This window comes from Ruegeria sp. AP11 (assembly GCF_056535865.1).
In genome coordinates this window covers 1,008,604-1,029,542 of record NZ_JBQFJB010000001.1, presented here as the reverse complement: position 1 = coordinate 1,029,542, position 20,939 = coordinate 1,008,604, and the positions used below count along the sequence as shown (strand labels likewise).

Annotated in this window: 20 protein-coding genes and 1 tRNA gene; 13 read left to right on the top strand and 8 right to left on the bottom strand. The window is 55.6% G+C overall.

Annotated features, from left to right (window positions below; translation table 11 throughout):
* Nucleotides 1–2 precede the first annotated feature (2 nt).
* From ACR3E4_RS05310 to ACR3E4_RS05275, 8 genes are all read left to right on the top strand, one after another.
* Nucleotides 3–1,421 carry a dihydrolipoyl dehydrogenase family protein gene (locus ACR3E4_RS05310; RefSeq protein ID WP_480534660.1) on the top strand — a complete coding sequence of 473 codons (1,419 nt, stop codon included), beginning with the start codon at nt 3–5 and terminating at the stop codon, nt 1,419–1,421.
* 18 nt (nt 1,422–1,439) lie between these two features.
* Nucleotides 1,440–2,822, top strand: a complete 1,383-nt coding sequence (locus tag ACR3E4_RS05305) for an ATP-binding protein (protein ID WP_480534662.1) — start codon at nt 1,440–1,442, stop codon at nt 2,820–2,822.
* Between the two features lie 63 nt (nt 2,823–2,885).
* Nucleotides 2,886–2,962: transfer RNA gene (locus ACR3E4_RS05300), tRNA-Arg, on the top strand.
* A gap of 148 nt (nt 2,963–3,110) precedes the next feature.
* The gene (locus ACR3E4_RS05295; protein WP_480534834.1) at nt 3,111–4,292 is read left to right on the top strand and encodes a tyrosine-type recombinase/integrase; all 1,182 of its coding nucleotides are present in this window, start codon (nt 3,111–3,113) and stop codon (nt 4,290–4,292) included.
* A gap of 7 nt (nt 4,293–4,299) precedes the next feature.
* Nucleotides 4,300–5,184, top strand: coding sequence for a hypothetical protein (locus ACR3E4_RS05290; RefSeq protein ID WP_480567069.1), 885 nt, complete (start codon nt 4,300–4,302; stop codon nt 5,182–5,184).
* Between the two features lie 97 nt (nt 5,185–5,281).
* The gene (locus tag ACR3E4_RS05285; RefSeq protein ID WP_170368045.1) at nt 5,282–5,491 is read left to right on the top strand and encodes a MerR family transcriptional regulator; all 210 of its coding nucleotides are present in this window, start codon (nt 5,282–5,284) and stop codon (nt 5,489–5,491) included.
* 517 nt (nt 5,492–6,008) lie between these two features.
* On the top strand, nt 6,009–6,536 hold the full coding sequence (locus tag ACR3E4_RS05280; RefSeq protein WP_480534666.1) for a helix-turn-helix domain-containing protein: 528 nt from the start codon (nt 6,009–6,011) through the stop codon (nt 6,534–6,536).
* A 31-nt stretch (nt 6,537–6,567) separates the two neighbouring features.
* Entirely contained in the window at nt 6,568–7,194 is a 627-nt protein-coding gene (locus tag ACR3E4_RS05275; protein ID WP_480534668.1) for a hypothetical protein, read from the top strand.
* Between the two features lie 404 nt (nt 7,195–7,598).
* Here ACR3E4_RS05275 and hchA read toward each other — a convergent pair whose 3' ends face one another.
* Together hchA and ACR3E4_RS05265 are read right to left on the bottom strand one after the other, a co-directional pair.
* Nucleotides 7,599–8,459 (bottom strand): glyoxalase III HchA, encoded by an 861-nt coding sequence (hchA, locus tag ACR3E4_RS05270; RefSeq protein WP_480534670.1) that lies wholly within the window; start codon nt 8,457–8,459, stop codon nt 7,599–7,601.
* Between the two features lie 16 nt (nt 8,460–8,475).
* On the bottom strand, nt 8,476–9,132 hold the full coding sequence (locus tag ACR3E4_RS05265) for a nitroreductase family protein (protein WP_480534672.1): 657 nt from the start codon (nt 9,130–9,132) through the stop codon (nt 8,476–8,478).
* Between the two features lie 111 nt (nt 9,133–9,243).
* Between ACR3E4_RS05265 and ACR3E4_RS05260 the strand changes: the two genes are divergently transcribed.
* Complete coding sequence (locus tag ACR3E4_RS05260) at nt 9,244–9,603, top strand: winged helix-turn-helix transcriptional regulator (RefSeq protein ID WP_170547363.1); 360 nt, start codon at nt 9,244–9,246, stop codon at nt 9,601–9,603.
* A 527-nt stretch (nt 9,604–10,130) separates the two neighbouring features.
* Here ACR3E4_RS05260 and ACR3E4_RS05255 read toward each other — a convergent pair.
* From ACR3E4_RS05255 to ACR3E4_RS05230, 6 genes are all read right to left on the bottom strand, one after another.
* Nucleotides 10,131–10,940 (bottom strand): NAD-dependent epimerase/dehydratase family protein, encoded by an 810-nt coding sequence (locus tag ACR3E4_RS05255; RefSeq protein ID WP_480534674.1) that lies wholly within the window; start codon nt 10,938–10,940, stop codon nt 10,131–10,133.
* Nucleotides 10,928–11,830, bottom strand: a complete 903-nt coding sequence (locus ACR3E4_RS05250) for a hypothetical protein (RefSeq protein WP_480534676.1) — start codon at nt 11,828–11,830, stop codon at nt 10,928–10,930. The genes ACR3E4_RS05255 and ACR3E4_RS05250 overlap by 13 nt, the downstream gene beginning before the upstream one ends.
* Nucleotides 11,831–11,882: 52 nt before the next feature.
* A complete protein-coding gene (locus ACR3E4_RS05245; RefSeq protein ID WP_010437236.1) occupies nt 11,883–12,878 on the bottom strand; it encodes a substrate-binding domain-containing protein in 996 nt (331 codons plus the stop codon).
* A 56-nt stretch (nt 12,879–12,934) separates the two neighbouring features.
* Nucleotides 12,935–13,921 (bottom strand): ABC transporter permease, encoded by a 987-nt coding sequence (locus ACR3E4_RS05240; RefSeq protein WP_174818509.1) that lies wholly within the window; start codon nt 13,919–13,921, stop codon nt 12,935–12,937.
* 2 nt (nt 13,922–13,923) lie between these two features.
* The gene (locus ACR3E4_RS05235) at nt 13,924–15,489 is read right to left on the bottom strand and encodes a sugar ABC transporter ATP-binding protein (protein WP_480534679.1); all 1,566 of its coding nucleotides are present in this window, start codon (nt 15,487–15,489) and stop codon (nt 13,924–13,926) included.
* A gap of 135 nt (nt 15,490–15,624) precedes the next feature.
* A complete protein-coding gene (locus ACR3E4_RS05230; protein WP_170431691.1) occupies nt 15,625–16,296 on the bottom strand; it encodes a GntR family transcriptional regulator in 672 nt (223 codons plus the stop codon).
* Between the two features lie 85 nt (nt 16,297–16,381).
* Here ACR3E4_RS05230 and ACR3E4_RS05225 point away from each other — a divergent pair, with 85 nt between their 5' ends.
* From ACR3E4_RS05225 to ACR3E4_RS05210, 4 genes are all read left to right on the top strand, one after another.
* Nucleotides 16,382–17,272 carry an SMP-30/gluconolactonase/LRE family protein gene (locus ACR3E4_RS05225; protein ID WP_480534681.1) on the top strand — a complete coding sequence of 297 codons (891 nt, stop codon included), beginning with the start codon at nt 16,382–16,384 and terminating at the stop codon, nt 17,270–17,272.
* 26 nt (nt 17,273–17,298) lie between these two features.
* Nucleotides 17,299–18,333, top strand: a complete 1,035-nt coding sequence (locus ACR3E4_RS05220) for a sugar ABC transporter substrate-binding protein (RefSeq protein WP_010437249.1) — start codon at nt 17,299–17,301, stop codon at nt 18,331–18,333.
* An 84-nt stretch (nt 18,334–18,417) separates the two neighbouring features.
* Nucleotides 18,418–19,941 (top strand): sugar ABC transporter ATP-binding protein, encoded by a 1,524-nt coding sequence (locus ACR3E4_RS05215; protein ID WP_480534683.1) that lies wholly within the window; start codon nt 18,418–18,420, stop codon nt 19,939–19,941.
* Nucleotides 19,938–20,939, top strand: coding sequence for an ABC transporter permease (locus tag ACR3E4_RS05210; protein ID WP_480534685.1), 1,002 nt, complete (start codon nt 19,938–19,940; stop codon nt 20,937–20,939). The genes ACR3E4_RS05215 and ACR3E4_RS05210 overlap by 4 nt, the downstream gene beginning before the upstream one ends.

Genomic DNA, 20,939 nt, shown 5'->3' with positions numbered 1-20,939 from the left:
CCATGCAGAAGTTGAAGACCGATATCCTGGTGATCGGTGCCGGGTCGGGCGGGCTGTCGGTGGCGGCCGGGGCCAGCCAGATGGGCGCGGATGTCGTCCTGCTGGAAGGGCACAAGATGGGCGGAGATTGCCTGAATTTCGGCTGTGTCCCCTCCAAGGCTCTGATCGCCAGCGGCAAGGCGGCCTATGGGCAATCACATGCGTCCGCCTTTGGCGTCGCGGATTTGGTGCCGCAGGTCGATTATGCCGCGGCCAAGGATCACGTCCATGACGTGATCGCGCAGATCGAGCCGATGGACAGTCAGGAACGTTTTGAGGGCTTTGGCGTCAAGGTGATCCGCGAATATGGCAGCTTTGTCTCGCCCACGCAGGTGCAGGCCGGGGATCACCTGATCACCGCCCGCCGCGTCGTGGTGGCCACGGGCTCGTCGCCTTTGGTGCCGCCTCTGCCCGGTTTGGAGCAGGTGCCGCATTACACCAATGAGACCATATTCGACCTGCGCGACAAACCCGAACATCTGCTGATCATCGGCGGGGGTCCCATCGGCATGGAAATGGCACAGGCGCATATCCGGCTTGGCTGCAAGGTCACGGTGATCGAAGGCATGAAGGCGCTGGGCAAGGATGACCCCGAGGCCGCCTCGGTCGTGTTGGACAGCTTGAAGGCCGAAGGCGTCGCAATCCATGAGGATGCCATGGTGGCCCAGATCCGGGGCAATGCGGGGGCCGTCGAGGTCGTTACCGAAAACGGCGAGATTTACTCCGGCTCTCACCTGTTGCTGGCGGTCGGGCGCAAGGCCAATATCGACCGGCTGAACCTGGAAGCGGCCGGAATCGACCGGACGCGCACCGGCATCAAGGTCGATGAGGCGCTGCGGGCCTCCAACCGCAAGGTCTATGCAATTGGCGACGTCGCAGGCGGGCTGCAATTCACCCATGTTGCGGGATATCAGGCGGGGATTATCATCCGTTCGGCCCTGTTCGGTCTGCCGTCCAAGGCAAAAACAGCGCATATTCCCTGGGCCACTTATACCGACCCGGAACTGGCGCAGGTCGGCCTGAGCGAAACACAGGCGCGCGACGCGCACGGAGATGCGCTGGAAATCGCGCGCTTTGACTATCACCACAATGACCGCGCCATTTCCGAGCGCAAGACGAAGGGTTTCATTAAGGTGATGGTCGTAAAAGGCCGACCGGTCGGCGCGACAATCGTAGGGCATCAGGCCGGGGAATTGATCAACTTGTGGTCGCTGGCTCTGGCCAATAACCTCAAGATGGGCCAGATCGCCGCAATGGTTTCGCCCTATCCGACGATTGGAGAGCTTAACAAACGCGTGGCGGGCGCCTATTTCTCGCCAAGGCTGTTTGAGAATCAGACGGTTAAACGAGTGGTCAGGTTCGTCCAGCGCTGGATTCCCTGACCCGAGGAGGAGCGCAAAGTGAACTCGCTGTCGGGCCGATTTCTGATCCTGACGACGGTCTTCGTCATGTTGGCCGAAGTGCTGATCTTTGTGCCCTCGATCGCGCGTTTCCGCGAGGATTTCCTGCTGAACCGGCTGGAACGCGCCCAGATCGCCTCGCTTGCCTTGCTGGCCGATGACATGCTCGCCGATGATCTTGAGGCAGAGCTGCTCGCCAATGCCGGTGTCTACAACGTTGTATTGCGGCGCGATGAAGTGCGCCAGCTCATGCTGTCGTCGCCCATACCCGAACAGATCACCAATACCTATGACCTGCGGGGCGCGGGGGCCTGGGTTCTGATCCGCGATGCAACGACCCGCCTGTTTACCCCTGAAAACGAAGTGATCCGGGTGATGGGCGAGCCGGTCAAGGATGCAGGCCTGCTGATCGAAGTGACGATGGACAGCGAACCTCTGCGTATGGCCATGACGGATTACGGTTTGCGTATTCTGGGCCTGTCCTTTGTGATCTCGATCATTACGGCGTTTTTCCTGTTTCTGGCGGTACGCGTAGTGCTGGTGCGCCCAATCAAAAGCGTCGTGGGTTACATGCAGCGCTATGCCAGCGCGCCTGAGGATGCACGGGGCATCATCTCGCCCAACTCCAAGGTGACCGAACTGCGCGAGGCTGAAGAGGCGCTGCAGACACTTCAGACCGATCTGACGCAGGCCCTGAAACAGCGTGAGCGGCTGGCACAACTGGGTGGGGCCGTCGCCAAAGTCAGTCACGATCTGCGCAACATCCTGACCTCGGCCCAGTTGTTTACTGACCGGATCGAATCCAGCGACGATCCGCTGGTCGCACGTTTGGCACCCAAGCTGGTCAATTCGATCACGCGTGCGGTGTCGCTGTGTGAAAGTACTCTGGCGTTCGGGCGCGCCGAAGAACCGGCGCCAACCCTGACCATGGTGCCCCTGCATAATATCGCCGCCGATGTTGTCGCCAGCGAGCAGCTTGCGATTGCCGATGCCTGCGTCGAAATCGTCAATGACGTTCCCAAGGACCTTGTGGTCCGCGCTGACCCTGAACAGATGTTCCGCGTTATCATGAACCTCGTGCGCAACGCCCGGCAGGCGCTTGTCGCCGCAGGCAAGCCGGGCCGCATCGCGGTGACGGCGTCGGAACTGGAGACTGATTGGTGCATCGAGATCAGCGATACCGGTCCCGGACTACCCCCTAAGGCGCGCGAGAATCTGTTTACCCCGTTTCAGGGCGGTGTGCGCAAAGGCGGCTCGGGCCTTGGCCTTGCGATTTCGCAGGAACTGGTGCGCGGTCACGGAGGTGATCTGTTTTTGAAAGACACCGGACCGGCTGGAACCACCTTTGAAATAAGGCTTCCCCGGGGTGACATGAATTTTTAATTTTTTTTGCAGAATCCGCTTGCACGCGCCCAGCCCCGGGTCTAAACAGCGCCTCACCAACGCGGACCGATAGCTCAGCTGGATAGAGTACTTGACTACGAATCAAGGGGTCGGGGGTTCGAATCCTCCTCGGTCCGCCACTTGGTAATTCTCCCTGATTTCGACGAGATACACTAAGTCGCCTGAGACTGTGTGTTTTATGACTATAGTCGTGCTTCTGGGTTTTGTTGGATTTTATCCAGTCATACTCGTATACTTCCATTGAGTGGTATATTTTGTGGTATTTTCATGTCTGCGCTCAGCGGGAAGCTGACAAAGAAGCTGGTAGAGAATCTGGGCCCGGGCCGGCATGGCGACGGTTCTGGCTTGTACCTTGTTGTTGATCCATCAGGTGCACGGCGTTGGATCGTACGCGTAACGGTCAAAGGACAGAAGAATCGCAAGGGCGCTCCGCTGAGAACGGACTTCGGTTTGGGCGGCGCCGACGTCGTCACATTGAACCAGGCCCGAGAAAGAGCGCTCGAATACAGGCGAATGGCGAAAGCTGGGTTGAACCCTCGTTTTAATGCCCAGCGTGAAATTCCTACTTTCGAAGAACTCAGCCGTCAGGTTCACATCGACCGGTTGCCGACGTGGAAGAATGCCAAACACGGTCAGCAGTGGCTCAACACTTTGCGCGACTATGCGTTCCCCAAGATCGGACGAATGCCTGTGGATAGCGTCGATCAGCCCGAAGTGCTGATGTGTCTATCGCCCATCTGGACTGAAAAACACGAAACCGCAAAGCGGCTGTCGCAGCGGATCAAGACGGTGCTCGACGTGGCAAAGTCCAAGGGCTTCCGCTCGGGCGAGAACCCGGTGACCGCGATCCGCGAAGGCAAGGTGCTGCCCACCGTCAAAGCCAAGGTCCAGCACCACGACGCAATGCCTTGGCAAGAGGTGCCCGCGTTCTATGCCGAGTTGCAGACCCGCTCGGCCATGGCCGCCAAAGCGCTACAGTTCACCATTCTGACCGCCTGCCGGACCTCAGAGGTCCTGGAGATGAAATGGCCCGAGGTCGATTTCGATGCGCGCCTTTGGATCATACCTGCGGAGCGCATGAAAGGCGGGCAGGTCCATCGTGTTCCTCTCACCGACGAAATGCTGGCCATTCTGGAACCGCTGCGTGCGCTGGCCTCTGACTATGTTTTCGAGGGGCAAAAGCGGCATCAGCCCCTGTCAAACATGTCCATGCTAATGTTGCTGCGCCGGATGCGGCAGGATGGCGTTACTGTGCATGGCTTCCGCAGTTCGTTTCGGGATTGGGCAGCGGAAGCTGCTAATGCACCGCGTGAATTGGCAGAGGCGGCTTTGGCCCATCAGGTTGGGTCCGACGTGGAGAGGGCCTATGCGCGTTCGGATTTGTTGGTAAAGCGACGGCGTCTATGCGACGCATGGTGCGGCTATGTATGCCCAATAAAGAAGGTGTAGATCGACGGTGTTTTGTCCTCCCGGCTATATCGACTGGAAAGAAATGCGGTCAAACGTTCGCAATCTGGCAGAACGACTGTATTTAGCTGATGCACTCGAGATGTTGGATGAAAATCCCCAGGTTGCCTTGGATGAGAATATCAACCCTAAGAAAGAAATACTCTCTCTAAGTAACCATAAATGGGCGCGTAAAAAGCTAAGTCTCAGTAGTTCCAACTTCGAAATAGAACTGATTGCGTTCTGGATTATGAACCGATTAGACGAAGATTATGGTGCTGTTCTGTGTTCAAGTGCTGGGAACCTTCTAAAGGCAAACCACCCAATACTCTTTCACCCTGATCAGTTTTTCTATTTTTTCCTTGAATTTCCGTTGCGCGACATGACTGAACTATTGATGATCTTCAAAGAGTTTGATGCCAAAAGAATGTCTGGTCGCGACCTTTGGGACAGATATTGCTGCATCGACGGTGAAACAGGCGTAGTGAAGCAAAAGAACCAAACCAAACGGCTGTTTGCTAACTATTTTGGCCAGTCTCCAAGCGATGAGTGTGACGGTGGCGTTTTTGATCAATACGTAAAACCATTTATTGGTTGGTATGTAGTTTTTGATCCTGACGTATATCCGGATGGCTACTACGACACTTTTGAAGCGTTGAATCTGCTGAACAAACACTGGGTGAAACCAGAACAAAAAAATGAGCAGCAGCCCATAACCAAAAAACGAGGTCCCAAACCCTCGCCTGCCAAACGCGAATTTATTGCGCGCTACCCAGATGGACTACCGGACGAATTGAGTGCAGATGCGGTTGCCGCGGAGCTTACCGAAGACGGTTACCCGATAACGGGACGCTCGATACAAAACTACGACCGTGAACGAAAGGTTAGGAAATAATTCTTTCCTTCCAATTCTTTCTCCTTCGATGCCTGCCCAAAAGGCTAAACCAATCGCATAGTTCAGCCATCGCAACTGATCCAAGAGGATTTCAACGATGGCAAACGTCTTCAATGACGACCGGGTCTATTTCCCAGAAGACCCTGAAATGCGATTGCTGGGAAACCGCGAGAAACTGGCTCAATGGCGCCATCGCATGTGTGGTCCGGCCTTTATCCGCATAGGTCGGCGGATCGCCTATCACGGCGCCGACTTGAACGCCTGGCTGGCCGCCCGGCGCACCGATCCCAACAACGAGGCTGCATAATGAAAAACCCCAACTCCAAGCGCGGAGATGGGGCTTTTCCAGTGACATCGACTGCCACCCTAGCAAGTACAGTTGATGCCACAGGATGCCCCGCGCCGACAAGACAAAACGAGCGGCGGTACTACTGGTCGCCCCTGAGCCACTCGGTCGAACGGGTGATCGTACGGAAAGGACGGATCGAGCATGGCTGATATGTCCTTTTCCAATTCTACCAATGCCAGTCGCGAAAGGGGAGCCGAAACCGGCCCTCTTCCACAAACTGATCATCGGGAAACCGCCGAGAACTACAGCGGCGAGCTCTTTCGCCTCGGCATTTACCGGGTTGCCGTATGCCGAGATGGCGTCCAATGGCTGTTTCAGCGTCAGAGACCCCATTTTCCGGCCGGGGGAGCGGCCTGGGACACGCTCGGCTACTGTGTGTCCAAATCCGGCCTAACGAGACTCGTCCGGGCACATGTCGGCTGTGACATACCCGAACTGGATGGTTTGCCCGAGCATTTCCCGCGGAGGTCTCGCGATGAGTAGGCGGCGGACTCCCAAGGGTAAACGGTCGGATGACGGTCAATACATCCCTCTGCCCTATGCTATGATCAAGTCCCCGGCGTGGCGGGCTCTGTCCGGACCTGCGGTGAAGCTCTGGCTGGAGCTTCACACCCGCTTCAATGGCGGCAACAACGGCAAGGTGTTTCTGTCGATGAACGAGGCGGCAGAAATCTTGGGGTTGGGCAAGGCCACCGTTCAACGCGCTTTCGAGGATCTGCAGGACAAAGGCTTCCTTGTGCTGGAGCAGGAAGGCAACTGGTATCACCGGCGAGCGCATGATTGGCGGTTGACGACCAAGGCAACGCAGACCCGGTCCGGCAAGAAAGCCGCCACAAACGACTGGTGCTTTTGGCAGCCCGAAAAAACAAAACGCGGTTCTGGGACGGACCCGTCACCATCCTCTGTGGTTCCGTTTGAGAACCCAAATACCTCCGATGGTTCCAAATCAGAACCCGTCAGGCCGGTTTCTATCAGGTCCCTCGGTGCTGAAACGGAACACTAATACTAACCACTCCCTGCTATGCGAGGCGGAAATGACCAAGGCACCGAAAGACGAAGGCAACGATCTGCAGACAAAGAACTCCGAGCTTACCGAAGCGGAGACCATTGCTGTTGCCGATTTGAGGGAACGGAAAAGATCACGCGTTAGGGCACCGGACATCAAGTTGGATTTTGATGAGGGCACACGCCGGCTCACGGTTGGGCACAAAGGAAATGATCCAACGACGGCTTGTGCTTTAGCAATGCATGAGCTTGGCACAACAGACTGCCGATTCTTCGAAGGCGTCATGGATCAAATCGCGACTCTTGGGCAACAAGACAGCTCTGTCTCAGAGACGGCATCGAACTTTGTGATGTCGGTTGTCGCTGGGGTTAAGCCGCAAGACGAGATCGAAGCCATGCTTGCGATCCAGATGGGCGCGATCCATCAGGCCACGATGATGTTGGCACGTCGCCTGAACCACGTAAAAACTCTCCCGCAGCAAGATTCTGCGGAACGAGCGCTCAACAAACTTGCGCGGACCTTCACCAGCCAGGTTGAAACCCTGAAACGATATCGATCCAAGGCAGATCAAACCGTCCGGGTCGAACGCGTGGAAGTCAATGAAGGTGGGCAGGCAATCGTTGGTAACGTCCAAAACAGGGGGCGGGGTGAATGAAAAAATACAACGACAACCTCATAAACCCCACCAAACGGCTCAATGATGCGCCCAGATGCACCGCTACGGCGAAATCCACTGGCAAGCGGTGCCGCGCACCCGCCGTTAAAGGCTGGAGTGTTTGTCGCATGCATGGGGCTAGAGGTGGGCACGTTGCTGGGCCAAGCCATCCGTCCTGGAGACATGGACAAAGGTCCAGAGAAGCTGAGGAACTGCGCAAAACGATCACTGAATTGATCCGAACAGACAAGACGCTGCAGAAGCTGATCCATTGATTGGGCAGGGGCTGGTAACCGACACAAAGTAGTCATTCGACAGAACTAGTCGGATGTCTGCACCGAGCCCGGAATTACCGATGCTGCGTGATGCACGAATGTCCGCATGCACGCCGCACCTGCTTCCGTCTACCGCACGTTCTTCAACAGCGCTTCCGCCGCCAACCTTCCAAATGCGTTTGCCGCTTTTGGGCTTGCGCCCGAAACGAGACGGCGGTCGATGTTGCATGTGGCGTCGGCCTTGGAATTGATGATTTCCACACCCAGAGCGTTCAGCTTTTCGCCGAACTTCCACGGCATATGGCCCGGCATGTAGCCGATCATCGGCGTTTGTTTGTCGACCGCATCAGGAAAGGCCGCGATCTTGTAACCGTTGTAGATGAACGATGGGCCATCGCCCGCAGCAAGCAGGGCGGCCGGTCCGTGGCAGATCGCCAGCGTGAACAGGTCCCGTTTGTGTGCCCAACGGAGAAGTTTTCCCAGGTCTTCGTTCTCTGGCAGGCCCAACATGGCCCCGTGACCACCCGGCAGATAGACCCCGACGTAAGGTGCATCATCAGTCATCGAATTCGCCACGAAATCAGCGAGGCTGCCAGGGTTGTCAAAGGCATCGGCATAGTCGCGGTACAGCTTCATGACGGCTTCGTCCTCGCGCGGCATGGCCCAGTCTTCGATAACGGCAGGGGCGCCCGTGGGTGTGACAATGTCGATCTGGAAACCAGCGGCCAGCAGGTGCAACATCGGCAGGCCCATTTCGACCGGGTGGTTCCCGGTCGAAAATTTCTTGCCATTGGCCATGGTCATGTTGCGCTCTTCGGTGCAGATCATCAGCACGCGCTTGTCACCGCCCCTGTAAGGGTTGGCATAGGCCCCGCCATCATAATCCGTCTTGGATGCCGTCGCGAGTTTCAAGGCAAGGGGTGACGGCTGAAAGGCTCCGTCCTCTGTGGGCGTGGGGGCTGCTTTAAACAGATTTCTTAGAAAGCTCATGTGATTCCGTCCGCGCTCATTTGATTTCTGTCACGATTGCATCGCGCGACTTGCGGACCTTTGGCATCGGCAGCAGCCAATCGCTGGCCTCTTCGCGATAACCCAATGGCATCAAAACGACGGAACGAAGACCACGTTCCCTAAGACCAAGAATTTCGTCAACAGTATCGGGGTCAAACCCTTCCATCGGCGTGCTGTCGACCTCTTGTTCTGCGGCTGCAATGAGGGCAATGCCCAATGCGATATAAGCCTGACGCGCTGCATGGGCATAGTTCACCTCGGCCTCGCGCGGCAAATAGTTGGCTTTCAGATTGTCGTAGTAGCCATGGATCAGAGGCAGGTCGCCTCGGGCCGCAACATTCAATTGCTTGACTGTATCAATACGGTCTTCGGTGTAATTGTCCCAAGCGGCAAACACCAAGAGGTGCGACCCATCTGTGATCTGTGCCTGACCTGACGCCGCATCGGCGATCTTTGCCCGGATATCGGAGTTTGTGACCACAATCAGCTCAAATGGTTGCGTGCCGCTTGACGTCGGCGCCATGCGAACAGCTTCGACGATGGCATCGACCTTGTCTTGTGGAACGGGTTTGCCAGTTTCCATTTTCTTGGTGGCGTAGCGCCAGTTCAGGTGGTCGTTCAGTGTTTTTGCGGTCACGGTTGTTGATCCCATTGTCAGAGCCCGAGATGATCAGTATATTTTTGTTACTGACTAACTAATGAGAACTGATATTTACCGCAAGAAGGCACATTTTTGACCCTTAGTTACAAATTGGGAACTGCCATGCTGGACGACAAACAATGCCCCGATTGCAAGCGTATCAACGAGGTCCTGTCACGAGTGGGCGACCGTTGGAGCGTTCTGGTGGTCATCTCGCTGGCTCAATACGGGACCATGCGCTTCAACGAGATAAAGCGAAACCTAGGCATTTCGCAGCGTATGCTGAGCTTGACGCTGAAGGAGTTGGAACGGGATGGGCTTGTGAACCGGACCCAATATCCAACGATCCCGCCCAAGGTCGAATATAATCTGACTCAGATGGGGCAGTCGTTTCGCGAGCCAGTCAGCGCCTTAGGCTATTGGGCATTGGAACACTTGAGCGAGATTGATGCCGCACGGGAAGCGTATGACAAGTCTGACTGAAGCCAGACAATTTCCCGAGAACCACTGTTTTTTGATAGGAGACATTGATGCTCCCGCAGCGAATTGCCCCTTTGTCCGCTACTTTATCTTCGCCCTCTAAGTAGCTCACCGCGCCCCGAACGAATGGCAGGTTTTTCCGCTGCCTAGCAGCGCCGAGAACCACGCAGGCGCAGCGATTCTCGCGCTGCGTGTGCGCACAGCACAAAATCACTATGACTGCCTTGGGCTCATCGCAGGCGTTCTATGCACATTGGATCAATGACGGTTATCTGAGGGGTTGAAATGATGGTTCGTTCGGTCCGCAGATAAGGCTCGCACTCAACCAGAGATCGCTTCAGATAACACCCGTTCAGCGACGTTTGCGGTTTGTTATCGAAGTATCAAACATCAATGGTTGCCAAATCTGGCGCTCGTTATGTCGCTCTCCGTCTCCAGCGAAGCGGACAAAGATGACCTTTTCAGCGCTCACTTCGGTGCGAAGTTTCGGAAACTGAATGCGAGACGCAACAATGTCCGGGCCTTATACGCTACCAATCTGGAAAACGTGTCGTGAAATAACTAGGGAGCCGGACTGTAAACAGCCGCTGCAGCATGGATCTCAAGGAAATGCCCAATGTTATTTTCGCGGGGCTTCCATCCTTTGGAGAATAGCCAATCGCTTGTCGTGTTTCGGTGATGTCCCAGCGCATACCTGGGTTATCTGACATTAGGTTCAGGGCTGCGAAGGAAATATCCTTGGCATCTATTGCGGCGCGCATTCCGCCTAGAAAGTCCCGATCACTCAACCACATTTCCTGACCCCACCGACCCATCGCCATGTGTGTGCCGGGTTGGTTGCCGTGAGTCCATTGCGTCCAGCCGATGCGCAAGCAGATGACCGACAGTCCGTGATGCTCGGCGAAATAGGCCCCTGTCCGTTCACAGAATAGCTTTGACATGCCGTAGGCGTTTACTGGCCCTGGTGGTGTCGCGCTGTTGAGCACCTCATGCGTGAACCTTTTGTCGCCATGGACCCAGTTGGAGCTGGCAAGAACGACGCGGCTGACGCCCATGGCTGCCGCATGGTGATAGAGAGAAAGCGTTGCATCCATATTGTGTTTGATCGCGGAGGCCCAGGTGGCAGAGGGCTCTCGGTCACCAGCAAGATGCACGATAACGTCCACGCCCTTTAGCAAACTGACCCAACTGCTGTCGTCGGACAGGTCTGCGGTGTGAATGTCGGGATGATCAACGGGGCGAATGTCGAGGCCAGAAACGATGTAATCGGAGTCGCTTTCTAGCGCGTCGAAGAGTTTGCGGCCTAGATGCCCGCCTGCGCCTGTAATCAAGACATGCATGACAGGAACTCCTTGTTGTTTGTGAGTCCCAATGGCATTTGGGTTGCATCTTCATCTGTAAAGACGCGGAACGTCTGCCGAAAACTCAGCGTTTCATTCGGTGCGAGGTTGCGTGCCGGGGAGTGCCACTCGGCTTCGCAATAGGCGTAATCGGCTGAATTAAAGACCTCAAACGGATGGTCGTGTGCAAATTGATCGCCCTTTTGAGGTTCTGGTACCGAGCACATTAGCAACGGGGTATCAGCGCCGCACCGTATCAATGTACGACCGTTGGGATTCGGTAGCCCGACCTTGAATTCCTGCTGTCTGTTGCAATCCACGACAATGCCGTTGCCGTGCGTAGCTATCATCCCTTCGGCAGAGCCAAAAACAGGATAAAATGCAGGGTCTTCCAATTCGACACCGACCTTGGTGGGGGTGTTAAGCATCATGACTGACCAAATGCCGGTCAGGCGCGAGGAGGTCCCATGGTTAACCACGATGTGTTCTATTTCCCAGCTTTCCGCCGAGGTCAGCGTGATGCGGCGCGACACTGACAAGTGCGAGGTCGGGCATAATGCGCTGGTCATGTCGATACGAGTGCTGCTTCTTGAAGTGATCTGGTAAGAGCCGCTGTCCAACACGGGAAACGGAGCGCCGTTTACCCAGGATGCATCTGGGGCGATCCACGTCTTCTCTCCGCCCCAGAGCGGAAAACCAAATTGTGGAGAGCGTGTGGGCAGATCAGTAAGCCGTGTGTCATCGACATCCAAACCGTCGAGATCTGCGTTCTGAAATAGGAGGGAGCGACCTTGGAAGTTTATATCCCATAGGCGGCCCCCGATGCCGGGCAGGAGTGTCAGCTGCAGATCGTTTTGCTGCAGGTGAAGAACGCTCCATCTATCCGACATGTACCCCCTCCTATCGGTTTCCCGGCGCGATCGAATGCGCCGGGACAATCCCTTAGGTGTGCTTGAACTGGACGACGTTCTCGGCAGTAATCGGCATAACCCCGGTTTCAACGCGCTCGGGTAGAGGATTGATGCCAGCCGCCTTCCAATCGGGCAAGACCTTCAGCGCATCAGTGTTCTGCCAATGCATCATGTGGAAGGCGAGAAAGATCTCCAGATAGGATTTCTGAGCCACAGCGCCGTGAATTGTGCCGTCTTCGATATAGGGAAGCATATCATCATTTCGGTCCATCGCGACGATCTTGATGTCCTTGCGCCCCGCCTCATTGACGGCAATCGCCGCGCCTTTGCCGCTGTCGCCGTCCGTGCCGCCAATGCCAACAATATCCGGGTTCGCCTGAATTGCCTGAAGGTAGGCTGTCGGCGCATAGGACGGGTCGGCCTTATCGTTGACGACGTCGACCACTTCGATATCCGGGTATTTCTCAGCAAAGATTTGTTTGTACCCCTCGACCCGCTCCAATGTGGAGGGGGCAGGGAAAGTGCCGAGGATAACCTTGCCTTTCCCGCCAATCGCTTGCGCGAGCATTTCGCCGCCGACACGTCCTGCCTGAACGCCATTGATACCAAGGAATGTGGACCGGGGACTGTCGGGAATATCGCCAATACAACATGTGACCGGAATGCCCGCCTCAACCGCTCGTTCGACGCCGGGGGCCAGAGTGGCCGGATCACCGGGGAAGATAAGGATGCCTGCGGGACGTCTTGCGATCAGTTCATCCAATTGGCGTGCTTGTGCGGCCGTGTCGAAATCCAAGGGGCCCGTGAATGTGGCCTTGATGCCCATCAGTTCCTCAAGGTCTTCCATTGCATTTCGATAGTCCACCCAGAACGGTACCTGCGTGACGATGGACAGGAACACATACTCCTTGCCGGCCGCTTGTGCCATGGCTTCTTTGGACAGCATGGGCAGTCCGAACGCTGCGGCCAATCCAGCGGTGGTACCCGCTGTCAGCAGCCTGCGCCGATTCACATTCAATTCAGTCATCGTAGTCTCCCTGTTTTGGATCTTTGGTTGTTGTTGGGTTTTGGAAAGCTTATGGATTAGCCCCGTTTGCTTCGGATCAGCATGTCCAAGGCTACCGCTGTAACGAGCACACCGCCGATGACGATCATCTGCCAGTAGATCGATACGGCCAGCATCGTCATAGTGTTGTTGATCAACGCGACAAAAACGACGCCGAGGAAAGCACCGAGAATAGTACCTTCGCCGCCGCGTAGGGATGCGCCACCGATGACCGCAGCCGCCAGAACCTGAAGTTCGATACCGTTGCCTGCCGTGGGCGTACCGCTCATCAGGCGGGAGGCCAACAATACACCCGCCAAAGCAGCCAGAATTCCGGTCAGTGCGTACAGAATGATACGCACGCGTGTGACATGGATGCCTGACAACATCGCGGCCTTTTCATTGGCGCCGATGAAATAGACCTGACGGAAAAAGCGTGTATGGCGGACGGCCAGGTCAAACAGGACGACGAGCAGAATGGTGAACAAGACGATTACCGGAAAGCCGCCTATGTCAGCTTTACCGATCCAGGCAAATGATGCCGGCAGGCTTGAGACAGAGAAACCTTCCGTCAGGACAAGAGCGATGCCTCGCGCAATCGACATCGTGCCGAGGGTTGCGATAAGCGGATTGATCCCGAGGCCGGTCACCAGCAAACCGTTCACTACGCCGACAATTCCACCCAGCACCAATCCGCATACAACAGCGAGCGGAATTGGCATGCCGGTCAAAAGCAGCATGGCTACGACGGTAGAAGACAAGGCCATTACCGACCCGACGGAAAGATCGAACCCGCCAGAGGCAAGCAAGATCGCCATACCGATCACGATGATCGCGGTCGGGGCCATGCCCACGGCCACGGCTCGAAAGTTCGAGAAGCTGAGGAAATAGGGATTAACGTTGGACATCACGATGATGATGGCGGCGATCAGAACGATCAGCGTCAGTTCACGAATATCGACAAAAGCTTGTAGAACACGGCGCAGCAGCGGACGCTTCATGGGCAAGTTGGCTTGAGCGGTCATGGTCACGTCGCGACTCCTGATTGATTGGTTTGGGGTGCGTCCACAATTGGAACGGAATTTCCAGCGGCCATTTGAAGAAGCGTGGTTTCGGTTGCCTCGGCGGCTGCGATGTCTCCCATGAGGCGACCGTCGTGGACGACAAGGATGCGGGTCGAGAGAGAGACCAGTTCGGGAAAATCGGATGACACGACGAGGATGGCCATTCCCTCGGCTGCTCGACGCAAAAGTTCCGTGTGGATTTGGAATTTGGCTCCGACATCGACCCCTTTTGTGGGCTCCTCAATGATCAGAAGAGCTGGCGCGCGTTTGAGCCACTTGGCCAACATAATCTTTTGCTGATTGCCCCCTGAGAGATCACCAACAAGTTCGTTAATCCCACTGGTTTTGACACTGAATGCGTCAATGGCTGTTTGGCTGGCTACTTTGATCGAGCCCGAACGCATGAACCCAGCAGACGCATGATCGGAAAGACTGGCCGCGATCAGGTTGTCGCTGAGTGATTGTTCCAGAAAGAGGCCTTCAGTCTTGCGTTCCTCGGGAACAAACCCGACCCCAGCACGCATCGCCTGCCGCAAGGACGCAAAGTTTACAGGCTTGCCGTGCAGTCTGATCTCCCCGGTCGCGCCATGCATCAACCCGACAATCGATCGAACAATCTCGCTGCGGCGAGCGCCCATCAACCCTGCCATCCCTACAATCTCTCCGGCTTTAATGGAGAAAGAAATGTCTTCGAATTCATCTGGATGGGTTAATTCTTGGACATGCAAAACCTCTTCGCCGTTAACCTTACCTGACCGCGTGACATCACCGGGGTGAGCGCCGCCGATCATCTCGGCGACGACTTGTTCCTGAGAAGTTTCCGAAACCGGTAAAGTGCTGATGTGTCGCCCATCTCGCAAAACGGTAATGCGATCCGAGATCTGGAAAATCTCGGCCATATGGTGGCTGACATAGACGATGCCAATCCCTTTCTTTGTCAGGGACTTTAGGACTTCGAATAGTGCGTCTACTTCGTCGGGTGCCAATGCCGATGTCGGTTCATCCAGCAAAAGGACGCGGGAATTCAACGACAGCGCCTTGGCGATTTCAACAATCTGGCGGGAGCTGATCGGCAAATTTTCCACGGGTGTTGAGACGTCGATATCCAGACCGAATTCCGCCAGCAACGCCTGCGCACGGCGGCGTAGTTCAGGCCAGTCAACTACGCCAAACCGGGTGGGTACGCGCCCCGCGTAGATGTTTTCCGCGACAGAGAGTGCGCCAGCGAGGCTGAGCTCTTGGAAAACACAGCCGATGCCCAGGGATTGCGCGTGCGATGGGCTTTCGACTCGCTGTTCCTTGCCGTCGCACAGGATACGCCCAGCAGAGGGTTGGTGAAGCCCATAAAACAGGCCGAGACAGGTGGATTTTCCGGCGCCGTTTTCCCCACAAAGCGCGTGAACTTCGCCGGGTCTCAATTCAAAGTCGACGCCATCCAAAACAATGTTCGTGCCGAAGCTTTTGCCAACCCGATCCAGCTGGATCAGTGGCTGTGGCCCTGGTGATTCAGGTTTCACTGCTGGCGTCATACAAGCTTCCTCCCGCCTTTTGATTGGCATCTGATATCTCAGATGTCAACTGAAAAAGAAAAGACCGGGAGGTGCCCAAGAGAAAGGGGCGGCGCCGATTTGGCCCGCCCCCGTCACAACGAAGCTACGTTTTTGCTAGGATGCGGTCGCTCCTTCGAGGACGATGGCGGCGCTTTTGTAGGCTTGTCTGGTACGGTCAATATGCGCAGTGAGAAGAGATTTGATTTTGGCCATGTCGCCTTCGCGAACGGCAATAGCGATTTTTGAATGCTCGTCGAAGGAGAGCTCAGTATGCTGAGGCAGCTTCGCCAAATGGGTTCGCAATGCGGCAATCTTACCGATGTAGCGTGTATAGCTGGCCGTCAGATAATCGTTACCGGCATGTTCAAAAATCAACTGATGAAATGTGGTATCCAGTGAAAGGTAGCCCTTTTCATTACCTCGCCTGCGTTCCTTCTCCATGTCCTTCACGACACGCTGCATGTCGCTGGCAAGACCTTCCGGGTTCCGCAACAACGCAAGTTCAAAGGCGGCAGTTTCGATAGCCTGTCTGAAATCGCAGATCTGAGTCACTTCCGGCTCAGACAGCGAAAAAACGCGTGCGCCTTTTTGAGGCTCGATACTGACCAACCCTTCGTCACGTAATTGAGCGAGTGCTTCGCGTACTGGCGATTTTGATACGCCCAGCTCTTCGGAGATTTTTCGCTCCGACAAAACCTGACCCATTTTCAGGGAGCCATCGATAATACTATTCCGCAAATGTTCCAGTGCGAGTTCACGCAAAGACTTGGGTCTCTCAAGCGCCATCTGAGGATATCTCCAAAAAAAGGTGTTGCCAGATGCAAGATATCTGATACACCAGATTAGGCAAGCTGGTATATCAGATATCAGAATGTACTTAGGAGATCAAAAAGTGCGCGCAGAGTTGGTCGTCGATTGTAAGAACCAGCACGGGGAAGGGATTTTCTGGAATCCCGCCGATGGCCTTATCTGGTGGACTGACATTGAGGGCTGCGCGCTTTGGTCATTTGATCCTGCAACGTCAGAAACCGCCTCTCATGAAATGCCGGAGCGTGTGTGTTGCTTCGCGCCGCGCGCGTCTGGCGGTCTGATTGTTGCCTATGCGGATCGGGTTGTATTATTCGATTCGCCCAATAGCGAGGAAACCCTCGTGACGCGATTCGAGCCGAACAATCCGGAGACACGGCTGAACGACGGGCGAACCGATCGCCAGGGGCGATTGATTGTTGGAGGCATGAACGAAGTTTCTGGCAAGGCCGACTCGTCGGTCATCTGCGTCGATACAGATTTGAGTGTACGGACGATTATCGAAGGAGTGTCTTGCGCCAATTCGACTTGCTTTGCGTCCGACGGTGAGACGATGTTCTTCGCGGATACCCCGGATCGGGAAATCGTCGCATTTGATTACGACACCCGTAGTGGAACCGTTTCGAACCGTCGGCAGCACGCTTCTTTCAATGATGAACCTGGCTTGCCTGATGGGTCCTGTGTTGATGCCGAAGGGGGTGTCTGGAACGCAGAATGGGAAGGCCATCGCGTTGTTCGCGTCGCACCTGACGGCACGATAGATCGCGTGATCGAGGTGCCGGTCTGGAAGCCCACCTGTTGCGCTTTTGGTGGCCCTGATCTCGACACGTTGTTCATCACGACCTCAAGGCTGATGAGTGACGAAGCAGCTTTAACAAAAGAACCGGAATCCGGCGGCCTCTTTGCTGTGAAACCCGGCGTTCGTGGCGTGATCGACGCGCCATTCAAAGGATAACCAACGAAATTCTGGAGGAGAAAACTATGTTGAAAACGCTTATGACCACTACGCTTGCCGCGGGGTTCGCCACGCTGGCAACGGTCGCTCTGGCGGAAAATTATCCAACACCGGTTCCACTTGAGGACGGGGCACAAGCGCCAATCGATGCAATAGAACCCAAGAACGATACGTTCCGGATCGCGTATATGCCGCCGGCGACCGAGTTCAACTACTACATCGCCATCGGTGAAGGTATCAAAGCGGTTGCTGCTGAGGCCGGGGTCGAAGTCTTCATGCTTGCGCCCCAATCCGGTGCGGACATCAACGGCCAGATGGGTATGATCCAGGATGTGCTGACGCAGGATGTGGATGCGATCATCTTTGGTACACACGATGAATTTGCTGCCGCACCACTGCTTAAGCAGGCCGTCGACAAGGGCATGGCAGTTTTGATGATCAACTCGGACATCCCGAACTTCCCGACACCCATTCATGGCGTTGTCGGGTACTCTCAGCGGAACGGTACGCATGCTATCGCTGATTGGGCCATTGAGACTTATGGTGATCAACCGTTGAAAGTAGGCATCATCGAAGGGCAGCCTGGCTATCACTCGACCGAGCGGGTGGGCGGCTTCCTCGACGGTATCGAGGGCAACGAAAACTTCGACGTTGTGGTGTCGATTGACGGTAAATGGAACGTTGAAGGCGGCAACACAGCTGGCATGGATATCCTGCAGTCGAACCCCGATCTCGACATGATCTTTGCGGCGAACGACTACATGATCATCGGGGCATCTTTTGCGGCGAAAGCGCTTGGCCGCAGTGACATCGTCCTTTTGGGCAATGATGGCGACACGTCCGGCCTTGAAGAAATTGCGGCTGGCAACATCACGGCAACCGTCAACACCTCACCATTCCTGATGGGTAAGGCGGCTATGCACGCAACCATTGATGCGCTCAACGGGTCCTATCCTGGCGGCTGGATCGAAACGCCCACATCAATTGAAGACAAAGATGGTGCGATCAGCGTGCTGCAAGAGCCAGAAAAGCTCTTCCCGCAGCCGTCCAAAGAGTACTGAGTTTTCTCCCCGCTTCCCGGTGGCGCGTGCGCGTGCTGCCGGGTCGCAAACCAACCGAGTTTCACTTTTGTCGAGGCAATCGCGATGACACCCGCAACGCCCCTTTGGGAGTTTGTCGATATTACCAAGGCCTATCCTGGGGTTTTGGCGAATGACAAGGTCTGCATCCGGCTTATGCCCGGTTCCATTCATGGGCTGCTGGGTGAAAACGGCTGTGGCAAGTCGACTATGATCAAGACACTGTCCGGCGTGCAGCAACCCGATAGCGGTCAAATCCTGCACAATGGCAGCCCAGTCACGATCAGCGACCCGCAGGTGGCACGTGAACTGGGCGTCGCAACAGTTTTTCAGGAATTCTCTATCGTGCCCACCTTGTCGGTTGGCGAAAACATCTTCCTTGGCAATATGCCTCGGTCCCGCTTTGGCGTGATCGACTGGGCCAAGGTCCACAACGAAGCCGCGCGCGTTTTGGCGGAAATGGATGTCGATGTTTCTCCCGAAACAATCACCGGCTCGCTATCGGTAGGCGAGCAACAACTGGTCGAGATCGCGAAAGCCGTCGCGATGGACGCTCGCATGATCATCCTGGATGAGCCGACGGCGGCATTGGGTGAAGATGAAATTGAACGCCTGCACCAGTTACTGCGCAATATGCGTGAACGCGGAACCGCTATTCTCTATGTGTCGCACAGGCTGGATGAGGTTGAACGGATCGTTGATGAAGTGACGATCTTGCGCAACGGCTGTGTTGTGCGAGCGAGTGGCGAGACCAAGATCAACGTCTCTGAGATTGTCAGCGCAATGGTCGGTGAGGACATTGGTGAGCACTATCCCAAGGAGCAGAACGCGACCAAGGATGTTGTGCTGGAAGCGGCAGGTCTGGCCAGCAATTCGGGCGTGAGAGATGTATCGTTTTCGTTGCACCGAGGTGAAGTTCTGGGCTTGGGTGGTGTATTGGGCAGTGGCCGCACAGAGATTGCCCGCGCCCTATTCGGGACAGATGAGCTAACCGCCGGGCAGATATCACTGAACGGCAAACCGGTTCGCTTTCGTCGGGAAATTGATGCGATCCGTGCGGGCTTGGCTCTTGTCCCAGAGAATCGAAAGTTTGACGGGTTGTTCTTCAATTTCCGCGCAAGCGGGAACGTCACCGCAGCGTCCCTTGGCGGGCTAAGCCGGTTCGGCGTGTTGAACCTTAAGGCGGAAGAGCAAGCCACCCATGACCTGATCCGCGATCTGGAAATCTCGACCCAGGCCGAGGAAAAGACGGTCAACTTCTTGTCTGGTGGTAATCAGCAGAAGATCGTGATTGCACGTTGGCTGTTCTCAGCCTCTGACATCCTGATCCTTGATGAACCGACGCAAGGGATCGATATCGGCGCCAAGATCGCTGTTTATAAGTTGATTAACAGGCTCACGCGGGCGGGAAAATCGATCATTCTAATCAGTTCAGACCATGATGAGTTGCTTGCGATGAGCGATCGGATTGCCGTCGTGCAGCACGGAACGATAGTGCGCACGGTCGATGCATCCGACCTTACGCATGACGATCTTGTTCGCGCGTCCGCCGACACCCCCCAATCCAAGCCTAAGGAGGCTTTCGCATGAAGCGGATCTTTGACACCCAGTTGATCGGGCCATTCGCAGCAATGGTGATTGTCGCACTGATCGTGGCCCTTACGACCGAACGCTTCCTGAACCCGGGCAACCTTTCTAACCTTTCGCTACAGGTAAGCATCGTGGCCTTGATCGCAATCGGGTCTACTATCGTGATCTTCGCTGCGGGCATCGATCTGAGTTCCGGGTCTATGGTGGCTTTGCTGACCATGATCCTTGCGCAAATGTTGAAATTTGTCGGCATTCCACTGGTTCTGGCGCTGCCCCTCATACTCTTCATGGGCGGATTGCTTGGTCTGTTCATTGGGCTGATAACAGCCTACGGGCGTATCCCGTCGTTTATCACGACATTGGCGGCGTTGATTGCCTTCAGGGGCCTTGCCCTGACCTTCAACAATGGGTCTCCGATCTTCTCGCTGGATCCGGCGTTAGAGCCAATCTTCTACGGCAAGCTGTTCGGCGTTCCGATGCCTTTCTTCTACCTCGTATTCTTCTACGTCCTTGCTGCGTTCACCATGAACTTCACGAAACTTGGGCGTGAGATCTATGCCGTGGGTGGTAACCCAGCCGCTGCCGTTCTGACGGGTATCAACGTACGTAAAGTTCAGACGACGACATTTGTCATCGCTGGTTTCATGACGGCTGTTGGTGCGATCCTGATGTCAGCGCGCCTCAACTCTGGTTCGCCCAACTATGGCCAGACGCTGGAACTGCAGGCCATTGCCGCTGCTGTTGTCGGCGGAGCCAGCCTTGCAGGCGGTCGTGGCAACATCCTCGCCACGCTGATGGGGGCGATGACAATCGTTATCGTCCAGAATGGTTTGAACCTGAACGCTGCGCCATCTTCGGTTCAGAACATCGTGTTGGGCCTGATCATTCTGTTGGCCGTCGGCATAGACATGTGGCGTGCAGAGATTTCGGGCTTGATGGGTCGAATGTTCGGTCGCCCTTCATCGCAGCAATCATCTAACGTTAAGAATGAGGCCTGA